Source organism: Pseudomonas sp. IzPS59 (assembly GCF_014863505.1).
GTDB classification, from domain to species: domain Bacteria; phylum Pseudomonadota; class Gammaproteobacteria; order Pseudomonadales; family Pseudomonadaceae; genus Aquipseudomonas; species Aquipseudomonas kribbensis.
The window spans coordinates 1,178,756-1,195,519 of record NZ_CP062251.1; the positions used below are offsets into that span (position 1 = coordinate 1,178,756).

The 16,764-nt window shown below is 60.7% G+C and carries 15 protein-coding genes; 8 read left to right on the top strand and 7 right to left on the bottom strand.

Translation table 11 applies throughout. From position 1 onward, the window contains the following. Positions 1–86: 86 nt before the first annotated feature. The 3 genes from IF189_RS05130 to IF189_RS05140 all read left to right on the top strand — a co-directional run bounded on the left by IF189_RS05130 (position 87) and on the right by IF189_RS05140 (position 2,578). Complete coding sequence (locus tag IF189_RS05130) at positions 87–560, top strand: nuclear transport factor 2 family protein (protein ID WP_163974074.1); 474 nt, start codon at positions 87–89, stop codon at positions 558–560. Between the two features lie 39 nt (positions 561–599). After that, entirely contained in the window at positions 600–902 is a 303-nt protein-coding gene (locus IF189_RS05135; protein ID WP_134825571.1) for a GIY-YIG nuclease family protein, read from the top strand. Between the two features lie 740 nt (positions 903–1,642). Then, complete coding sequence (locus IF189_RS05140) at positions 1,643–2,578, top strand: glutathione S-transferase family protein (RefSeq protein WP_134825572.1); 936 nt, start codon at positions 1,643–1,645, stop codon at positions 2,576–2,578. A gap of 31 nt (positions 2,579–2,609) precedes the next feature. Here IF189_RS05140 and IF189_RS05145 read toward each other — a convergent pair whose 3' ends face one another. Both IF189_RS05145 and yejK read right to left on the bottom strand, forming a co-directional pair. After that, positions 2,610–2,960, bottom strand: coding sequence for a glutaredoxin family protein (locus IF189_RS05145; protein ID WP_085729721.1), 351 nt, complete (start codon positions 2,958–2,960; stop codon positions 2,610–2,612). Beyond that, a complete protein-coding gene (gene yejK / locus IF189_RS05150; protein ID WP_007957356.1) occupies positions 2,960–3,964 on the bottom strand; it encodes a nucleoid-associated protein YejK in 1,005 nt (334 codons plus the stop codon). Before yejK ends, IF189_RS05145 begins: the two co-directional genes overlap by 1 nt. A gap of 396 nt (positions 3,965–4,360) precedes the next feature. On the opposite strand from yejK, the gene IF189_RS05155 reads away from it, so the two are divergent. Next, positions 4,361–4,642: an HU family DNA-binding protein gene (locus IF189_RS05155; protein WP_007957357.1), complete on the top strand. Its 282-nt coding sequence runs from the start codon at positions 4,361–4,363 to the stop codon at positions 4,640–4,642. 124 nt (positions 4,643–4,766) lie between these two features. Here the strand turns inward: IF189_RS05155 and rlmF are convergent, their stop codons facing one another. From rlmF to IF189_RS05180, 5 genes are all read right to left on the bottom strand, one after another. After that, a complete protein-coding gene (gene rlmF / locus IF189_RS05160; protein ID WP_085711673.1) occupies positions 4,767–5,789 on the bottom strand; it encodes a 23S rRNA (adenine(1618)-N(6))-methyltransferase RlmF in 1,023 nt (340 codons plus the stop codon). Between the two features lie 133 nt (positions 5,790–5,922). Continuing rightward, positions 5,923–8,769 (bottom strand): valine--tRNA ligase, encoded by a 2,847-nt coding sequence (locus tag IF189_RS05165; protein ID WP_134825574.1) that lies wholly within the window; start codon positions 8,767–8,769, stop codon positions 5,923–5,925. A gap of 198 nt (positions 8,770–8,967) precedes the next feature. Continuing rightward, complete coding sequence (locus IF189_RS05170; protein ID WP_134825575.1) at positions 8,968–9,363, bottom strand: DNA polymerase III subunit chi; 396 nt, start codon at positions 9,361–9,363, stop codon at positions 8,968–8,970. A gap of 8 nt (positions 9,364–9,371) precedes the next feature. After that, positions 9,372–9,800 carry a DNA polymerase III subunit chi gene (locus tag IF189_RS05175; protein ID WP_134825576.1) on the bottom strand — a complete coding sequence of 143 codons (429 nt, stop codon included), beginning with the start codon at positions 9,798–9,800 and terminating at the stop codon, positions 9,372–9,374. A gap of 60 nt (positions 9,801–9,860) precedes the next feature. After that, complete coding sequence (locus tag IF189_RS05180) at positions 9,861–11,351, bottom strand: leucyl aminopeptidase (RefSeq protein WP_192552934.1); 1,491 nt, start codon at positions 11,349–11,351, stop codon at positions 9,861–9,863. Positions 11,352–11,659: 308 nt separating this feature from the next. Here IF189_RS05180 and lptF point away from each other — a divergent pair, with 308 nt between their 5' ends. The 4 genes from lptF to lepB all read left to right on the top strand — a co-directional run bounded on the left by lptF (position 11,660) and on the right by lepB (position 16,669). Continuing rightward, on the top strand, positions 11,660–12,781 hold the full coding sequence (gene lptF, locus IF189_RS05185; protein WP_134825577.1) for an LPS export ABC transporter permease LptF: 1,122 nt from the start codon (positions 11,660–11,662) through the stop codon (positions 12,779–12,781). Then, positions 12,774–13,835 (top strand): LPS export ABC transporter permease LptG, encoded by a 1,062-nt coding sequence (gene lptG, locus IF189_RS05190; RefSeq protein ID WP_192552935.1) that lies wholly within the window; start codon positions 12,774–12,776, stop codon positions 13,833–13,835. The genes lptF and lptG overlap by 8 nt, the downstream gene beginning before the upstream one ends. A gap of 173 nt (positions 13,836–14,008) precedes the next feature. Next, the gene (gene lepA, locus IF189_RS05195) at positions 14,009–15,805 is read left to right on the top strand and encodes a translation elongation factor 4 (RefSeq protein ID WP_085711666.1); all 1,797 of its coding nucleotides are present in this window, start codon (positions 14,009–14,011) and stop codon (positions 15,803–15,805) included. Between the two features lie 9 nt (positions 15,806–15,814). Next, on the top strand, positions 15,815–16,669 hold the full coding sequence (lepB, locus tag IF189_RS05200; protein WP_065261873.1) for a signal peptidase I: 855 nt from the start codon (positions 15,815–15,817) through the stop codon (positions 16,667–16,669). Positions 16,670–16,764: the final 95 nt, after the last annotated feature.

The following is a 16,764-nucleotide window of genomic DNA, read 5'->3' on the forward strand; positions in this document are numbered from 1 at the left end:
CGGTATTCGGAATGCGAATGCCGATAGTGTTTCGGGCGTTTGCGGATTATCGTGCTGGCAATCTGTACATTTCCTGGAGATTGCCCATGAGCGAAGAAGCCCACAGTGCCCTGATCACCCGTTTCTACCAGGCTTTCCAGCGCCTCGACGCCGAGGCCATGGCCGCCTGCTACACCGACGACGTAGTGTTCAGCGACCCGGCCTTCGGCGAGTTGCGCGGGCGCGATGCCGGCGACATGTGGCGCATGCTCACCACCCGGGCCAAGGACTTCTCCCTGACCTTCGACAACGTCCGCGCCGACGAGCGCAGCGGCGGTGCCCACTGGGTGGCGACCTATCTGTTCAGCCAGACCGGCAACGTCGTGATCAACGACATCCAGGCGCGCTTCGTCTTCCGTGACGGCAAGATCTGTGAACACCATGACCAGTTCGACCTGTGGCGCTGGTCTCGCCAGGCACTGGGCTTCAAGGGCCTGCTGCTGGGCTGGACGCCGCTGGTGCGCAACGCTGTCCGCGCCCAGGCGCTGAAAGGGCTGAAGGCATTTCAGGCGAGTCGCTGATAAGATCGCCGCCTGTTTCCCTTGCGCCTGAATTGCCCCGTGACCAGCCTCAGCGAAAATCCTCCCGAAGCCGACGTTCCAGCGAGCAAGTCCTGGTTCGTCTACCTCGTTCGTGCCGCCAACGGTTCGCTGTACTGCGGGATCAGCGATGATCCCGTGCGCCGTTTCGCCAAGCACCGGAGCGGCAAGGGTGCGCGATTCTTTCTCTCGAGCCCGGCGATGGCGCTGGTCTATACCGAGCTGTGCCGCGACAAGAGTGATGCGTTGCGCCAGGAGCGGTTGATCAAGAAGCTCAGGAAGAGTGCGAAGGAGTGTCTGGTGGCGTCTTATCGGCCGGACTGATCAGGTGCGAACGGTAGAAACCCCTGCACATCGAAGCGGCGCTTTCAGGCAAACGACAGGCGAAAAAAAAACCGCCTTTGCGGGGCGGTTTTTCTGTAAACCTCGGTTTGCGGCCGGGTTTACTGATCTCACAGGAGACATTGACGTAGGCGGAGAATATTCCTCTTTGCGTCACTGAGCAAGCCTGAAGGCACGCCTACCAAATAAACTCAATTTTGAGTTTATTTGTTTAAGCGAAGGTTCAGAAACCCGGTTACGATCCGTCCGCTCACATGGCAGTGCAACCATTGAGGTCTGGCCGATCGGCGTAACGGTTTCATGCCCTCAGACACGGAGTTGCTCCCGTGCCGGAATGATTTTTCAGGGGGTATCACAACCGGCCGCCTCACAGGAGATATTGACGTGTCTTCCGAAGGCGTACGTGGTCCGGTAAGCACGCTGGAGGTTTGGCCCCCAACCGGAGGCCAAAACGTATGAAGCTTTTGCTGCGTACTCTGAGCCTCGTATGGAGGTCGTTCAAAGCGTTTCGCTTTTACGAGTTCCTGCGAGATCACTTCGATGACCTGATGTAAGGCCATTGCAGTGGGAAAACCGTCTCGGTTTCGGCTGAGACGGTTTTTTTCGAGCACTCTCGAGTGCCTTATCAACCTGACTGATCAGTTCCCATCAGCCGGATCCGTAGGCTGCGAACGAATTGCGCGCTAAGCTGCGGGTTCACTTCCTGTGCGGCGGAGCCGAGCATGTCCGAGTTGATCCTCCATCATTACCCGACCTCTCCCTTTGCCGAAAAGGCCCGGCTGCTGTTGGGTTTCAAGGGCTTGTCCTGGCGTTCGGTGCACATCTCGCCGGTGATGCCCAAACCGGACCTGACCGCCCTGACCGGTGGATACCGCAAGACCCCGGTGCTGCAGATTGGCGCCGATATCTATTGCGACACCGCGCTGATCGCCCGCCGCCTCGAGCAGGAAAAGGCCCAGCCTTCGTTCTTCCCGGAAGGTCAGGAAATGATCGCCGCCAGTTTCGCTGCCTGGGCTGATTCTGTGGTGTTCCAGCACGCAGTGAGCCTGGTGTTCCAGCCGGAATCGGTGGCGGTACGTTTCGGCAAGTTGCCGCCGGAAGCGATCAAGGCCTTCCTCGCCGATCGTGCCGGACTGTTCAGTGGTGGCAGCGCGACCAAAATTTCGGCCGAGCAAGCCAAGCACAATTGGCCAACCATCATGGCGCGCCTGGAGCAGCAGCTGCAGCGCGAGGAGGGTGACTTCCTGTTCGGTGAGCCGTCGATAGCCGACTTCGCCATGGCGCATCCGCTGTGGTTCCTCAAGGCTACGCACGTCACCGCACCGTTGGTGGATGACTACCCGGCGGTGTCCGCGTGGCTCGGGCGAGTGCTGGGCTTCGGCCATGGTGCGGCGAGTGCGATGACGTCGGAAGAAGCGCTGGAAGTTGCGCGCAGTTCGACCCCGGCGGCGTTGCCGCAAGAAGTATTTGTCGATCCGAACGGATTCGAAGCGGGCCAGCAAGTCGTGATCGCGGCCACTGACTACGGCGTTGATCCGGTTGCCGGCGAGCTGGTATTTGCCGGTCGTGAAGAACTGATCCTGCGCCGTGAAGACGAACGCGGTGGCGTAGTGCATGTGCACTTCCCGCGGTTCGGTTTCCGGATCGAGAAACGCTGAAACAACTGAGGGAGCCGATTGGCTCCCTCGTTCATTTCAGTGCGGCGAGAATGTCGTCCGGATCAAACCCGCGAATCAACGTGCCATTGACGTCGATCAGCGGGATCCCGCGCCCGCCCAGCGCTTCGTACGCCTTGCGTGCCTCGGCGTCCTTCTCGATGTCGAATTCCTTGAACGGAATGCCTTTCTGATCGAGAAAACGCTTGGTCTGCTTGCAGTAACCGCACCAGTCTGTGGTGTACAGCACCACTTTGGCGTTGGCGCGGACCTGCTCGGACGCCATCTGCGATGGGTTGAACACCCGTTCGATCTTGCCCCAGTTCTGATAGACCACGACCACCAGCAGAACCAGCGCAACCTTCTTCAGCACATTGCCGAGCATCAGTTGCGGCGCTTCAGCTGATCGGTGAGCGAGGTGGGCAAACCTTTGATGACCAGTGTGCCGGCCTCTTCGTCGTATTCGATCTTCGAGCCCAGCAGATGCGCTTCGAAGCTGATCGACAGGCCTTCGGCGCGGCCGGTGAAGCGGCGGAACTGGTTGAGCGTGCGCTTGTCCGCCGGGATCTCTGGCGACAGACCGTAATCCTTGTTGCGGATGTGATCGTAGAAGGCCTTCGGGCGTTCTTCGTCGATCAGCTCCGAGAGTTCTTCCAGGCCCATGGGTTCGCCGAGCTTGGCCTGGCTGCTGGCGTAGTCGACCAGGGTCTTGGTCTTCTCGCGGGCGGAATCTTCCGGCAGGTCTTCGCTCTCGACGAAGTCGCTGAAGGCCTTGAGCAGCGTGCGGGTCTCGCCCGGGCCGTCGACGCCTTCCTGGCAGCCGATGAAGTCACGGAAGTATTCCGAGACCTTCTTGCCGTTCTTGCCTTTGATGAACGAGATGTACTGTTTGGACTGCTTGTTGTTCTGCCACTCGGAGACGTTGATTCGCGCCGCCAGGTGCAACTGGCCGAGATCCAGGTGGCGCGACGGGGTCACGTCCAGTTGATCGGTCACCGCCACGCCTTCGCTGTGGTGCAGCAGGGCGATGGCCAGATAATCGGTCATGCCTTGCTGGTAATGGGCGAACAGTACGTGGCCGCCTACCGACAGGTTCGACTCTTCCATCAGCTTTTGCAGGTGCTCGACCGCGACTTTGCTGAACGCGGTGAAGTCCTTGCCACCCTCCATGTATTCCTTCAGCCAGCCGCTGAACGGGAACGCACCGGACTCCGGATGAAACAAACCCCAGGCTTTGCCCTGTTTGGCGTTATAGCTCTCGTTGAGGTCGGCGAGCATGTTCTCGATGGCGGCGGACTCGGCCAGTTCAGAGTCACGGGCATGCAGGACTGCGGGCGTGCCATCGGGTTTTTTGTCGATCAGGTGGACGATGCAATGACGGATCGGCATGGGCTTCTCGGCAAGTGAAAGGGAGGAGGGCGGGCTCCCCCGAAAAAGCGCTCAGTGTACCGCAACCACTGGTTTTGGCGCGGGCTGAAGGGCAATTCGGGGTCATGGGGCGGCGCTTATGCATTTATTTACCGATTTAGCGCAATAAACCTGACCATTTGGCTAGCTAGAGGCGGATATTTCCTTGTCTCTGTGCTAGTTTTGCCCGGTCTTACGCGTAGTCACTGCGTTAAGCGTGCATTCAGCATTTGTCAGGTCGAACCAAACCCTGATTTCGGCATCTATAACCCCGACTCGTCGTGGTTATCGCCGAGGGTGCCAGATCCAGAAGATCGGGCTCGATGGCTGACACTGCACTCTGCAATCCATATGAATTTGATAGGGAAGGAACACTACATGGCTCTTACTAAAGACCAACTGATCGCCGACATCGCTGAAGCTATCGACGCGCCGAAAACCACCGCGCGTGCCGCTCTGGACCAACTGGGCCAAATCGTTGCCGATCAGCTGGAAAACGGTGCCGAAATCACTTTGCCAGGTATCGGCAAGCTGAAAGTGACCGAGCGTCCTGCCCGCACTGGCCGTAACCCATCGACTGGCGCTGCCATCGAAATCCCTGCCAAGAAAGTGATCAAGCTGGTTGTGGCCAAAGGCCTGACCGACGCTGTGAACAAGTAAGACGCAGCGATAAAAAAAACCGTGCACCGGAGTGATCCGGGCACGGTTTTTTTGTGCCTGTCGATTGCGTTTCAGCAGTAGTGGCGGGCTGCTTGCGATCAAGCGCCGCCCCGGTTGAAACGTATTACTTGCGCACCCAGCGCTCACGCCGCCAGATTTGCTGCTCGGACTTGGTCTGGAAGGTCCAGGCGACGAAGCGGCTCTGCTTCTGTCCCTGGGACATTTCCACCACCTGGCTTTCCAGCGCGCCGGCTTTTTTCAGCGCTGTCTCGATGGCGGGCAGGTTCGAGGCTTTCGAAACCAGGGTGCTGAACCACAACACCTTGTGCGCAAGGGTCGCGCTTTCGGCGATCAGTTGCGTCACGAAACGTGCTTCGCCGCCTTCACACCACAGTTCGGCGGACTGGCCGCCGAAGTTCAGCACCGGCAACTTGCGTTTCGGGTCGGCCTTGCCCAGGGCTCGCCACTTACGCTCGCTGCCCTTGGTGGCTTCTTCCATCGAGGCGTGGAACGGCGGGTTGCACATGGTCAGGTCAAAACGCTCGCCGGGCTCCAGCAGGTCGATCAGGATGTGCTTGCGGTTCTCCTGCTGGCGCAGCTTGATGACTTTGCTCAGATCGTTTGACTGGACGATAGCCCTGGCGGCGGCCACGGCCGTCGGGTCGATTTCCGAGCCCAGGAAGTGCCAGCGGTATTCGCTGTTGCCGATCAACGGGTACACGCAGTTGGCGCCCATGCCGATATCCAGCACATTGACGATGGCGCCGCGCGGAACCACGCCGTCGTTGTTGCTCGCCAGCAGGTCAGCCAGGAAGTGTATGTAGTCGGCACGCCCCGGCACCGGCGGGCAGAGGTAGTCGGCCGGGATGTCCCAATGCTGGATGCCGTAGAACGACTTGAGCAACGCCCGGTTGAACACGCGCACCGCGTCGGGGCTGGCGAAGTCGATGCTTTCCTTGCCGTACGGGTTGGTGATCACGAACTTCGCCAGCTCCGGCGTAGTCTTGATCAACGCCGGGAAGTCGTAACGACCCTGATGGCGATTGCGCGGGTGCAGGCTGGCCTCTTTACGCGGCTCCACGGGCTTGGCCGGGGTGGCGGAGTCAGGCTTCTTGCGCGCAGGTTTCGGTGTACGTGGGGCGTTCATGGGCGTGGTCGATTCGGGTAGGGCTGAAAGTGGCGGCTATTGTCCCACAGGGAGCCGCGTTGTTGGCCGGAAAAGTGCCGGGCACAAAAAAGGGAGGCCGTTGCGGGCCTCCCTTTTTCAGTGCGATTTGCCGTTACAGGCTGGCAATCCGCGCGTGCTGCTCGGCCAGCTTGCCCAGAGCCTGTTCGGCTTCGGCCAGTTTGGCACGTTCCTTCTCGATGACTTCGGCCGGAGCCTTGTCAACGAAACCGGCGTTGGACAGCTTGCCGCCAACCCGCTGGACTTCGCCCTGCAGACGCAGGATTTCCTTGTCCAGGCGCGCCAGTTCGGCGTTCTTGTCGATCAGGCCGGCCATCGGCACCAACACTTCCATCTCGCCAACCAGCGCGGTGGCGGACAGCGGCGCTTCTTCGCCGGCCGCCAGTACGGTGATCGATTCCAGACGCGCCAGTTTCTTCAGCAGCGCTTCGTTCTCGGTCAGGCGACGCTGGTCTTCAGCGGTGACGTTTTTCAGGTAGATCGGCAGCGGTTTGCCCGGGCCGATGTTCATTTCGCCACGGATGTTGCGCGTGCCGAGCATCAGGCCCTTGAGCCATTCGATGTCGTCTTCGGCCGCCGGATCGATGCGCTCTTCGTTGGCCACCGGCCACGCTTGCAGCATGATCGTCTTGCCCTGAATGCCGGCCAGCGGCGCGATGCGCTGCCAGATTTCTTCAGTGATGAACGGCATGAACGGATGCGCCAGACGCAGCGCCACTTCCAGTACGCGAACCAGCGTGCGACGGGTACCGCGCTGACGCTCGACCGGCGCGTTTTCGTCCCACAGCACAGGCTTGGACAGTTCCAGGTACCAGTCGCAGTACTGGTTCCAGATGAACTCGTACAGCGCTTGCGCCGCCAGGTCGAAACGGAACTGATCCAGTTGGCGGGTCACTTCGGCTTCGGTGCGTTGCAGTTGCGAGATGATCCAGCGGTCCGCCAGCGACAGCTCGTAGGCTTCGCCGTTCTGGCCGCAGTCTTCACCCTTGTCCAGAACATAGCGTGCAGCGTTCCAGATCTTGTTGCAGAAGTTGCGATAGCCTTCGACGCGGCCCATGTCGAACTTGATGTCGCGACCGGTGGACGCCAGCGAGCAGAAGGTGAAACGCAGGGCGTCGGTGCCGTAGCTGGCGATGCCGTCGGCGAACTCTTCGCGGGTCTGTTTCTCGATCTTCTTCGCCAGTTTCGGCTGCATCAGACCGGAGGTGCGTTTCTGCACCAGGGTTTCGAGCTCGATGCCGTCGATGATGTCCAGCGGATCCAGGACGTTGCCCTTGGATTTGGACATCTTCTGGCCCTGGCCATCACGCACCAGACCGTGCACGTAAACGGTCTTGAACGGAACCTGCGGCGTGCCGTCCTCGTTCTTGATCAGGTGCATGGTCAGCATGATCATCCGGGCAACCCAGAAGAAAATGATGTCGAAGCCCGTCACCAGCACGTCGGTGGAGTGGAATTTCTTCAGGAATTCGGTCTTTTCCGGCCAGCCCAGGGTGGAGAAAGTCCAGAGGCCCGAACTGAACCAGGTGTCGAGAACGTCGTTGTCCTGTTGCAGCGCAACGTCCGGGCCGAGGTTGTGTTTGGCGCGAACTTCGGCTTCGTCGCGACCGACGTAGACCTTGCCCGATTCGTCGTACCAGGCCGGAATCCGGTGGCCCCACCACAGCTGACGGCTGATGCACCAGTCCTGGATGTCGCGCATCCACGAGAAGTACATGTTTTCGTACTGCTTCGGCACGAACTGGATGCGGCCGTCTTCAACGGCGGCAATCGCAGGCTCGGCCAGCGGTTTGGTGGACACGTACCACTGGTCGGTCAGCCACGGTTCGATGACGGTGCCGGAGCGGTCGCCTTTCGGCACTTTCAGGTTGTGGTCGTCGACGCTGACCAGCAGGCCGGCGGCATCGAACGCGGCCACGATCTGCTTGCGCGCTTCGAAACGCTCGAGACCGGCGTACTCGGCCGGAATCTTGCCGTCGATGCTGTCGTTCAGCGTACCGTCGAGGTTGAACACCTGGGCCGCAGGCAGCACGTTGGCGTTCTTGTCGAAGATGTTCAGCAGCGGCAGGTTGTGGCGCTTGCCGACTTCGTAGTCGTTGAAATCGTGGGCCGGGGTGATTTTCACGCAGCCGGTACCGAATTCAGGATCGCAGTAATCGTCGGCGATGATCGGGATGCGGCGGCCGACCAGCGGCAGCTCGACAAATTTGCCGATCAGGGCTTTGTAGCGCTCGTCGTTCGGGTTCACCGCGACGGCGGAGTCGCCGAGCATGGTTTCCGGACGGGTGGTCGCGACGATCAGGAAGTCGTTGCCTTCAGCGGTTTTCGCGCCGTCGGCCAGCGGGTACTTCAGGTTCCACAGGAAACCTTTCTCGTCGTGGTTTTCCACTTCGAGGTCGGAAATCGCCGTGTGCAGCTTGGTGTCCCAGTTGACCAGGCGCTTGCCGCGATAGATCAGGCCGTCTTCGTGCAGGCGCACGAACGCTTCTTTAACGGCTTCCGAGAGGCCGTCGTCCATGGTGAAGCGCTCGCGGCTCCAGTCCACGGACGAGCCGAGACGGCGGATCTGACGGCTGATGTTGCCGCCGGACTGATCCTTCCACTCCCAGACTTTCTCGAGGAATTTTTCCCGGCCCAGATCGTGGCGGTTCTGGCCCTGGGCTTCGAGTTGACGCTCCACCAGCATCTGCGTGGCGATACCGGCGTGGTCGGTGCCCGGCTGCCACAGGGTGTTGCGTCCCTGCATGCGGCGGAAACGGATCAGGGCGTCCATGATCGCGTTGTTGAAACCGTGACCCATGTGCAGGCTGCCGGTGACGTTCGGCGGCGGGATCATGATGGTGTAGGAGTCGCCCGCGCCTTGCGGGGCGAAGTAGTTCTCGGACTCCCAGGTGTTGTACCAGGAAGTTTCAATGGCGTGCGGCTGGTAGGTCTTATCCATGCGCGGCGGGACCCTATTGGCATTTATTCAGGAAAAGCCGGGAAGTATAGCGGGGCATGGGGCGCAGGGCGAGCGGGGGAGGCCGGGTGGAGAACTAAATGTGGGAGCTGGCTTGCCAGCGATGCCGGCGCCGCGGTTTTTCAGGAAAGCCGCAGTGATGCTATCGCTGGCAAGCCAGCTCCCACAGGGATCGGGGAGTTATTCGTACTGGGCGAGAAGCCGTTCCATCCGCGCATCCAGGCGACGTTTGATTTCGGTTTCGATGTGCGGGGCGAAGTCGTCGATCACGTCTTGCATGATCAGTTGCGCAGCGGCGCGCAGTTCGCTGTCCAGGTGCAGCAGCGCGTCGGGGCCTTTGTCCACAGGCGCGACGGGCGCGGTGGCGGGTTTCGCGACGGGGGCTGGCGGCGGTTCGACGGCGGGTGGCTCGGTGGCGACCGAGTCGAAGAGCATCGGAATCTGTTCCTGTTCGCCATCATCGACCGTATCGGTCAAAAGCGGCGGTTGCAGGTTGTCATCGCCGAGCAACTGGCGGATCGACTCGAGGTCATCCAGCAGGTGCGCGGGTTTTTGCAGCGGTTTTGGAGTGTCCATCGGCGTACTCAGAGTCGCTGTAAACGGTGGTCTTGCAGAGGATAGCCCTGTTCCCGGTAGAAACGGAAACTCTCCCGCGCAGCCGCACGGATCGCCGGATCTTCCACCACTACTTCCGCCACTCGGGCGAACTTGTTGGCGAAGGCCGGGACCTTCAGGTCGAGGTTGACGAGCAAGTCCTGATGCTGGCCGCAGTCATCCCCCAATCCAAGCACGATCAAACTTTCGGGTTCGCTCTCGGCCGGGCCGTGGGGCACGAAGGTTTCGCCCTTGAACGCCCACAGTCGCGCATCGAGGTCATCGCGTTGGGCGGCATCGCTGCAATGCAGGTAGATGCGGTGGCCCATGCGCCAGGCTTTCTCGGTGAGCTTGCAGGCAAAATCCAGACGCGCCGAAGGATCGGCACTGGGCAGGATATAGAAGTCGACTTTGGTCATTGCGGTTCCTGAGCAGCAAGCGCCGCCCCTCGAAAGGTGCGGCGCTTGCCGTCATTGGTTTCAGGCCTTGGCGCGATCCAGCAGGTACTGGGTCAGCAGAGGAACCGGACGGCCGGTGGCGCCCTTGTCCTTGCCGCCGCTGGTCCACGCGGTGCCCGCGATGTCCAGGTGCGCCCAGTTCAGATTCTTGGTGAAGCGCGACAGGAAGCACGCAGCGGTGATGGTGCCGGCTTTCGGTCCGCCAATGTTGGCGATGTCGGCGAACGGGCTGTCCAGCTGCTCCTGGTACTCATCGAACAGCGGCAGTTGCCAGGCGCGGTCGTCGGCAGCCTTGCCTGCGCTCAGCAGTTGCTCGATCAGTTCGTCGTTGTTGCCCAGCAGGCCCGACGTGTGGGCACCCAGGGCTACGACGCAGGCACCGGTCAGGGTGGCGATGTCGATCACCGCTTGCGGCTTGAAGCGCTCGGAGTAGGTCAGGGCGTCGCACAGCACCAGACGGCCTTCGGCGTCGGTGTTGAGGATTTCCACGGTCTGGCCGCTCATGGTGGTGACGATGTCGCCCGGGCGCGAAGCGGTGCCGCTCGGCATGTTCTCGGCGCAGGCCAGGATGCACACCAGGTTGATCGGCAGTTTCAATTCCAGCACGGCACGCAGTGTGCCGAACACGCTGGCGGCGCCACCCATGTCGTACTTCATCTCGTCCATGCCGGCGCCCGGTTTCAGGCTGATGCCGCCGGTGTCGAAGGTGATGCCTTTACCGACCAGCGCGTATGGCTTCTCGGATTTCTTGCCGCCGTTGTATTGCATGACGATCAGGCGCGGCGGCTGGGCGCTGCCCTGGCCGACGGCGTAGAACGAACCCATGCCCAGGGATTTGATCTTCTTCTCGTCGAGCACTTCGACTTTCAGATCCTTGAACTCTTTACCGAGGTCCTTGGCTTGCTCGCCGAGGAAGGTCGGGTGGCAGATGTTCGGCGGCAGGTTGCCCAGGTTGCGGGTGAAGGCCATGCCGTTGGCGATCGCGGTGGCGTGGTTCACGGCGCGTTGCACTTCGGCTTGCGCAGCCTTGATGGTCAGCAGGGTGATTTTCTTCAGGGCGCGCGGTTCGGCCTTCTGGCTCTTGAACTGGTCGAAGGTGTATTCGCCGTCGACCAGGGTTTCGGCCAGCAGACGGGTCTTGCCGTAGCTGTCGCGGTTCTTGACGATGATTTCATCCAGCGCCAGCACGGCATCGCTGCCCCCCAGGCCCTTGAGGGTGTTGAGGATGCCGGCAACGATCTTGCGGAACGGGCGGTCGCCCAGTTCTTCATCCTTGCCCACGCCGACCAGCAGCACGCGCTCGGCTTTCAGGTTTGGCAGGCTGTGCAGCAACAGGCTCTGACCGACCTTGCCGGCCAGGTCGCCACGCTTGAGCACGGCGCTGATGGCGCCGCCGCTCAGTTCGTCAACCTGCTTGGCCGCGACGCCGAGTTTGCGGCCTTCGCCGACGGCAACCACCAGGGTGGCGGTTTTCAACGTTTCTGGGCTAACGCTTTTTACAACCAGTTCCATGTCCGGATCCCTGAATGAATGGTCAACACGCAGGCGTTCGGCGGTGTCCGCCGTCGCCTGCTTATAGAGAGAAGAGGCGCAGGCCAGTGCCTGCGACAGAGGCGGCAGTTTGAACCTCGCTCACCGCGCCTGACAACCCTCGGTTGTACGATCTTCAACGGATTGCACGCTTGCGTGAGTGTGCGCAGTGACAGGCGCCCTCAATCACAGGATAATGCCGCATCTTTTTTCGACGGCTCTGCCTTGCGGGCCTGTCGATACGTTTGCTTGTTTGGCCGCCTTAGCCTGACAACCCTGGAGTGTCTGGTTTGATCGTCTTCCGTTATCTGTCCCGCGAAGTCCTGTTGACCCTGAGTGCGGTAAGCGCCGTGCTGCTGGTCATCATCATGAGCGGTCGCTTCATCAAATACCTTGCCCAGGCCGCTGCGGGCCAGCTCGATCCGGGATCGCTGTTCCTGATCATGGGCTACCGTCTGCCGGGTTTCATGCAGTTGATCCTGCCACTGGGCCTGTTCCTCGGGATCCTTCTGGCGTATGGCCGGTTGTATCTGGAAAGCGAAATGACCGTGCTGTCGGCCACTGGCATGAGCCAGCAGCGCCTGTTCCGCATGACCCTGTTCCCGGCCACGCTGGTGGCACTGGTGGTGGCTTGGCTCAGCCTGAGCCTTGCCCCGCAAGGCGCCAACCAGTTCCAGCTGCTGCTGAACAAGCAGGACGCCCTGACCGAGTTCGACACCCTCGAGCCGGGCCGTTTCCAGGCGTTGCGCGACGGCACCCGGGTGACCTACACCGAAACCCTGAGCGATGACCGGGTCAACCTGGGCAGCGTGTTCATCTCGCAGAAAAATCTCGGCGCCAACCAGGCGGATCGCGGGATTTCCGTGCTGGTGGCCGAAAAAGGCCGGCAGGAAGTCCGTCCCGACGGCAACCGTTACCTGATCCTGCACAACGGCTACCGCTACGACGGCAGCCCGGGACTGGCCAACTACCGTGCCATCCATTACGAAACCTATGGCGTGCTGCTGCCAAAGCCTGATGTCAGCGAGGAAGTCACTGATCGTGACGCGATGCCGACCTCGACCCTGATGGCCAGCGACGACATCCGTGCGAAAACCGAACTGCAATGGCGCCTGTCGCTGCCGCTGCTGGTATTTATCGTGACCCTGATGGCGGTTCCGCTGTCGCGGGTCAATCCGCGCCAGGGGCGCTTCCTCAAGTTGCTGCCGGCGATTCTTCTTTATATGGCTTACCTGACCATCCTGATTGCCGCCCGCGGCGCCCTCGAAAAAGGCAAGATCCCGGCGAGCCTGGGTCTGTGGTGGGTGCACGGGATCTTCCTGGCCATCGGTATCGGCCTGCTGTACTGGGAACCAATGCGCCTGAAAATGGCCAGCCGTCGCAGCGCTGCGCTGGAGGTGGCCCGTGGTTAAACTCGACCGCTACATCGGCAGCAGCGTATTCATCGCGATCATCGCGGTGCTGGCGATCATCCTTGGCCTGGCCACCCTGTTTGCCTTCATCGACGAAATGGGCGACGTCAGCGAAACCTACACGCTGGTCGATGTGCTGAGCTTTGTACTGCTGACTGCACCGCGCCGGCTCTACGACATGCTGCCGATGGCGGCGCTGATTGGTTGCCTGATCGGCCTCGGCAGTCTGGCAAGCAGCAGTGAGCTGACCGTGATGCGTGCCGCCGGTGTGTCCATCGGGCGTATCGTCTGGGCGGTCATGAAGCCGATGCTGGTTCTGATGCTGGCCGGCGTGCTGATCGGTGAATACGTTGCCCCGGCTACCGAGAGTATGGCTCAGGCCAATCGTTCGTTGGCTCAGGGCAGCGGTGACGCACAGAGCGCCAAGCACGGCATGTGGCACCGTCAAGGTGACGAGTTCATCCATATCAACGCCGTTCAACCCGATGGCCTGCTGTATGGCGTGACCCGCTATCACTTCGACAAAGAGCGTCACCTGCTGAGTTCGAGCTTCGCCAAGCGCGCCGAATTCGATGGCAAGCGCTGGCAGCTCACCGATATCACCACCACGCTGTTCCACGAACGCAGCACCGAAGTCGTCAACAAACCGACTGAAGACTGGGATGTTTCCATCAGTCCGGAGCTGTTGAATACCGTGGTCATGGCGCCGGAAGCGCTGTCGATCAGCGGCCTGTGGGGTTATATCCATTACCTGGCGGATCAGGGGCTGAGCAATGGCCGTTACTGGCTGGCGTTTTGGGTCAAGGTGTTGCAGCCGCTGGTGACCGCTGCGCTGGTGCTGATGGCGATCTCCTTCATTTTCGGCCCGTTGCGTTCGGTGACCCTGGGGCAGCGAGTGTTCACCGGTGTGCTGGTGGGGTTCACCTTCCGGATCGTCCAGGATCTGCTGGGTCCATCCAGCCTGGTGTTCGGTTTCTCGCCGCTGTTCGCGGTGCTGGTTCCGGCCGGCGTCTGTGCGCTGGCGGGTGTCTGGTTGCTGCGTCGAGCCGGTTGATGAACAAGGTTTCACCCTTGCTTCAATCTTGAAAAACGCCCCGGTCACCAGACCGGGGCGTTTTTGCATGCAATCCGGGTGACAGGCGAACGTGACGCTTGCGCCGTGTATCAGGTACAATTCCCGGCTATTTTTCGGCGGGCCAAGCCTGCAGCCTTTTTGAGTGTTGATCCGTGAGTGATTTGAGTCATATCCGCAATTTCTCCATCATCGCCCACATTGACCATGGCAAGTCGACGCTGGCTGACCGATTCATCCAGATGTGCGGTGGCCTGGCCGAGCGTGAAATGGAAGCCCAGGTGCTGGATTCCATGGAGCTGGAGCGCGAACGCGGGATCACCATCAAGGCCCACAGCGTTACCCTCTATTACAAGGCCAAAGACGGCGTTACCTATCAGCTGAACTTCATTGACACCCCGGGCCACGTCGACTTCACCTACGAAGTCAGCCGTTCCCTGGCCGCGTGTGAAGGTGCCTTGCTGGTGGTCGACGCGGGTCAGGGCGTAGAGGCCCAGTCCGTGGCCAACTGCTACACCGCGATCGAGCAGGGCCTGGAGGTCATGCCGGTACTGAACAAGATCGACCTGCCGCAGGCCGAGCCTGACCGCGTCAAGGACGAGATCGAGAAGATCATCGGCATCGACGCCACCGACGCCGTCACCTGCAGCGCCAAGACCGGCCTGGGTGTCGACGAAGTGCTCGAGCGTCTGGTCGCCACCATTCCTGCGCCGACCGGCAACATCGAAGATCCGCTGCAAGCGTTGATCATCGACTCCTGGTTCGACAACTACCTGGGCGTTGTTTCCCTGGTGCGCGTGCGTCATGGCCGCGTGAAGAAGGGCGACAAGATCCTGGTGAAGTCCACCGGCAAGGTGCACCTGGTCGACAGCGTCGGCGTGTTCAACCCGAAACACACCGCCACCGCTGACCTGAAGGCCGGCGAAGTGGGCTTCATCATCGCCAGCATCAAGGACATTCACGGTGCACCGGTCGGTGACACCCTGACCCTCAGCTCCACCCCGGACGTTGAAGTGCTGCCAGGCTTCAAGCGCATCCAGCCACAGGTTTATGCCGGTCTGTTCCCGGTCAGCTCCGACGACTTCGAGGATTTCCGCGAAGCGCTGCAGAAACTGACCCTGAACGACTCGTCGCTGCAGTACACCCCGGAAAGCTCCGACGCCCTGGGCTTCGGCTTCCGTTGCGGCTTCCTCGGCATGCTGCACATGGAAATCATCCAGGAGCGCCTGGAGCGCGAATACGACCTGGACCTGATCACCACGGCGCCGACGGTAATCTTCGAACTGGTGCTGAAAACCGGTGAAACGATTTACGTCGACAACCCGTCGAAGCTGCCGGACGTGTCGTCGATCGAAGACATGCGCGAGCCGATCGTGCGGGCCAACATCCTGGTGCCGCAGGAGCACCTGGGCAACGTCATCACCCTGTGCATCGAAAAACGCGGTGTCCAGGTCGACATGCTGTTCCTCGGCAATCAGGTCCAGGTGACCTACGACCTGCCGATGAACGAAGTGGTCCTCGACTTCTTCGACCGTCTGAAATCCACCAGCCGCGGCTATGCTTCGCTGGACTACCATTTCGATCGTTACCAATCGGCTAATCTGGTGAAACTGGACGTGCTGATCAACGGCGACAAGGTCGATGCCCTGGCGTTGATCGTGCACCGTGACAATTCGCACTTCAAAGGTCGCCAGCTGACCGAGAAGATGAAAGAACTGATTCCTCGTCAGATGTTCGACGTGGCCATCCAGGCCGCCATTGGCGGTCAGATCGTCGCCCGGACAACCGTCAAGGCGCTCAGAAAGAACGTATTGGCCAAATGCTACGGCGGTGACGTCAGTCGTAAGAAGAAACTGCTCGAGAAGCAAAAGGCCGGTAAGAAACGCATGAAGCAGGTCGGCAACGTGGAAATTCCACAAGAAGCCTTCCTTGCTGTGCTCAGGTTGGAATAGTCAGGTCCTATGTCACTAAATTTCCCGCTGTTGCTGGTTATCGCCGTGTTCGTCTGCGGCCTGTTGGCGTTGCTCGATCTGTTGATCCTGGCACCGCGTCGGCGCGCCGCCATCGCTTCCTATCAGGGCAGCGTCAGCCAGCCTGATGTGCTGGTGGTGGAGAAGCTGAACAAGGAACCGCTGCTGGTCGAATACGGCAAGTCGTTCTTCCCGGTGCTGTTCATCGTGCTGGTGCTGCGTTCGTTCCTGGTGGAACCGTTCCAGATTCCGTCCGGCTCGATGAAACCGACCCTGGACGTCGGCGACTTCATTCTGGTGAACAAGTTTTCTTACGGGATCCGCTTGCCGGTGATCGACAAGAAAGTCATCGAAGTCGGTGATCCGCAACGCGGCGACGTGATGGTGTTCCGCTATCCGAGCGACCCGAACGTCAACTACATCAAGCGTGTAGTTGGCCTGCCGGGCGACACGGTGCGTTACACCGCCGACAAGCGTCTGTTCGTCAATGGCGAGTCGATTGCCGAGCAACTGGTCGGCTCCGAGCCGGGCACCCTCGGCAGCGCGGAGCTCTACAAGGAAAAACTCGGCGCCGCCGAGCACCTGATCCGCAAGGAAATGAGCCGCTACCGCGCCACGCCGGACCATACCTGGACCGTGCCGGCCGGGCACTACTTCATGATGGGCGACAACCGCGACAACTCGAACGACAGTCGCTACTGGGATGACCCGAACATTCCCAAGGATCTGCTGGGCATGGTTCCCGACCAGAACATCGTCGGCAAGGCCTTCGCGGTCTGGATGAGCTGGCCGGAACCGAAACTCAGCCACCTGCCGAATTTCTCGCGGGTCGGCCTGATCAAGTAAACAATCACGGCGCTGTTGACCACAGCGCCGAATGCATTTCTGGTGTCGGCACAACCGGCTCCGGGGCATGAAGCCACGATATTCAGGACGTCATT

Bases quoted from the DNA above. Each gene is read 5' to 3' on its own strand.
- IF189_RS05130 (WP_163974074.1), top strand. From the start codon at position 87: ATGAGCGAAGAAGCCCACAGTGCCCTGATCACCCGTTTCTACCAGGCT.
- IF189_RS05140 (WP_134825572.1), top strand. From the start codon at position 1,643: ATGTCCGAGTTGATCCTCCATCATTACCCGACCTCTCCCTTTGCCGAA.
- IF189_RS05145 (WP_085729721.1), bottom strand. From the start codon at position 2,960: ATGCTCGGCAATGTGCTGAAGAAGGTTGCGCTGGTTCTGCTGGTGGTC.
- yejK (WP_007957356.1), bottom strand. From the start codon at position 3,964: ATGCCGATCCGTCATTGCATCGTCCACCTGATCGACAAAAAACCCGAT.
- IF189_RS05155 (WP_007957357.1), top strand. From the start codon at position 4,361: ATGGCTCTTACTAAAGACCAACTGATCGCCGACATCGCTGAAGCTATC.
- rlmF (WP_085711673.1), bottom strand. From the start codon at position 5,789: ATGAACGCCCCACGTACACCGAAACCTGCGCGCAAGAAGCCTGACTCC.
- IF189_RS05165 (WP_134825574.1), bottom strand. From the start codon at position 8,769: ATGGATAAGACCTACCAGCCGCACGCCATTGAAACTTCCTGGTACAAC.
- IF189_RS05170 (WP_134825575.1), bottom strand. From the start codon at position 9,363: ATGGACACTCCAAAACCGCTGCAAAAACCCGCGCACCTGCTGGATGAC.
- IF189_RS05175 (WP_134825576.1), bottom strand. From the start codon at position 9,800: ATGACCAAAGTCGACTTCTATATCCTGCCCAGTGCCGATCCTTCGGCG.
- IF189_RS05180 (WP_192552934.1), bottom strand. From the start codon at position 11,351: ATGGAACTGGTTGTAAAAAGCGTTAGCCCAGAAACGTTGAAAACCGCC.
- lepB (WP_065261873.1), top strand. From the start codon at position 15,815: ATGTCACTAAATTTCCCGCTGTTGCTGGTTATCGCCGTGTTCGTCTGC.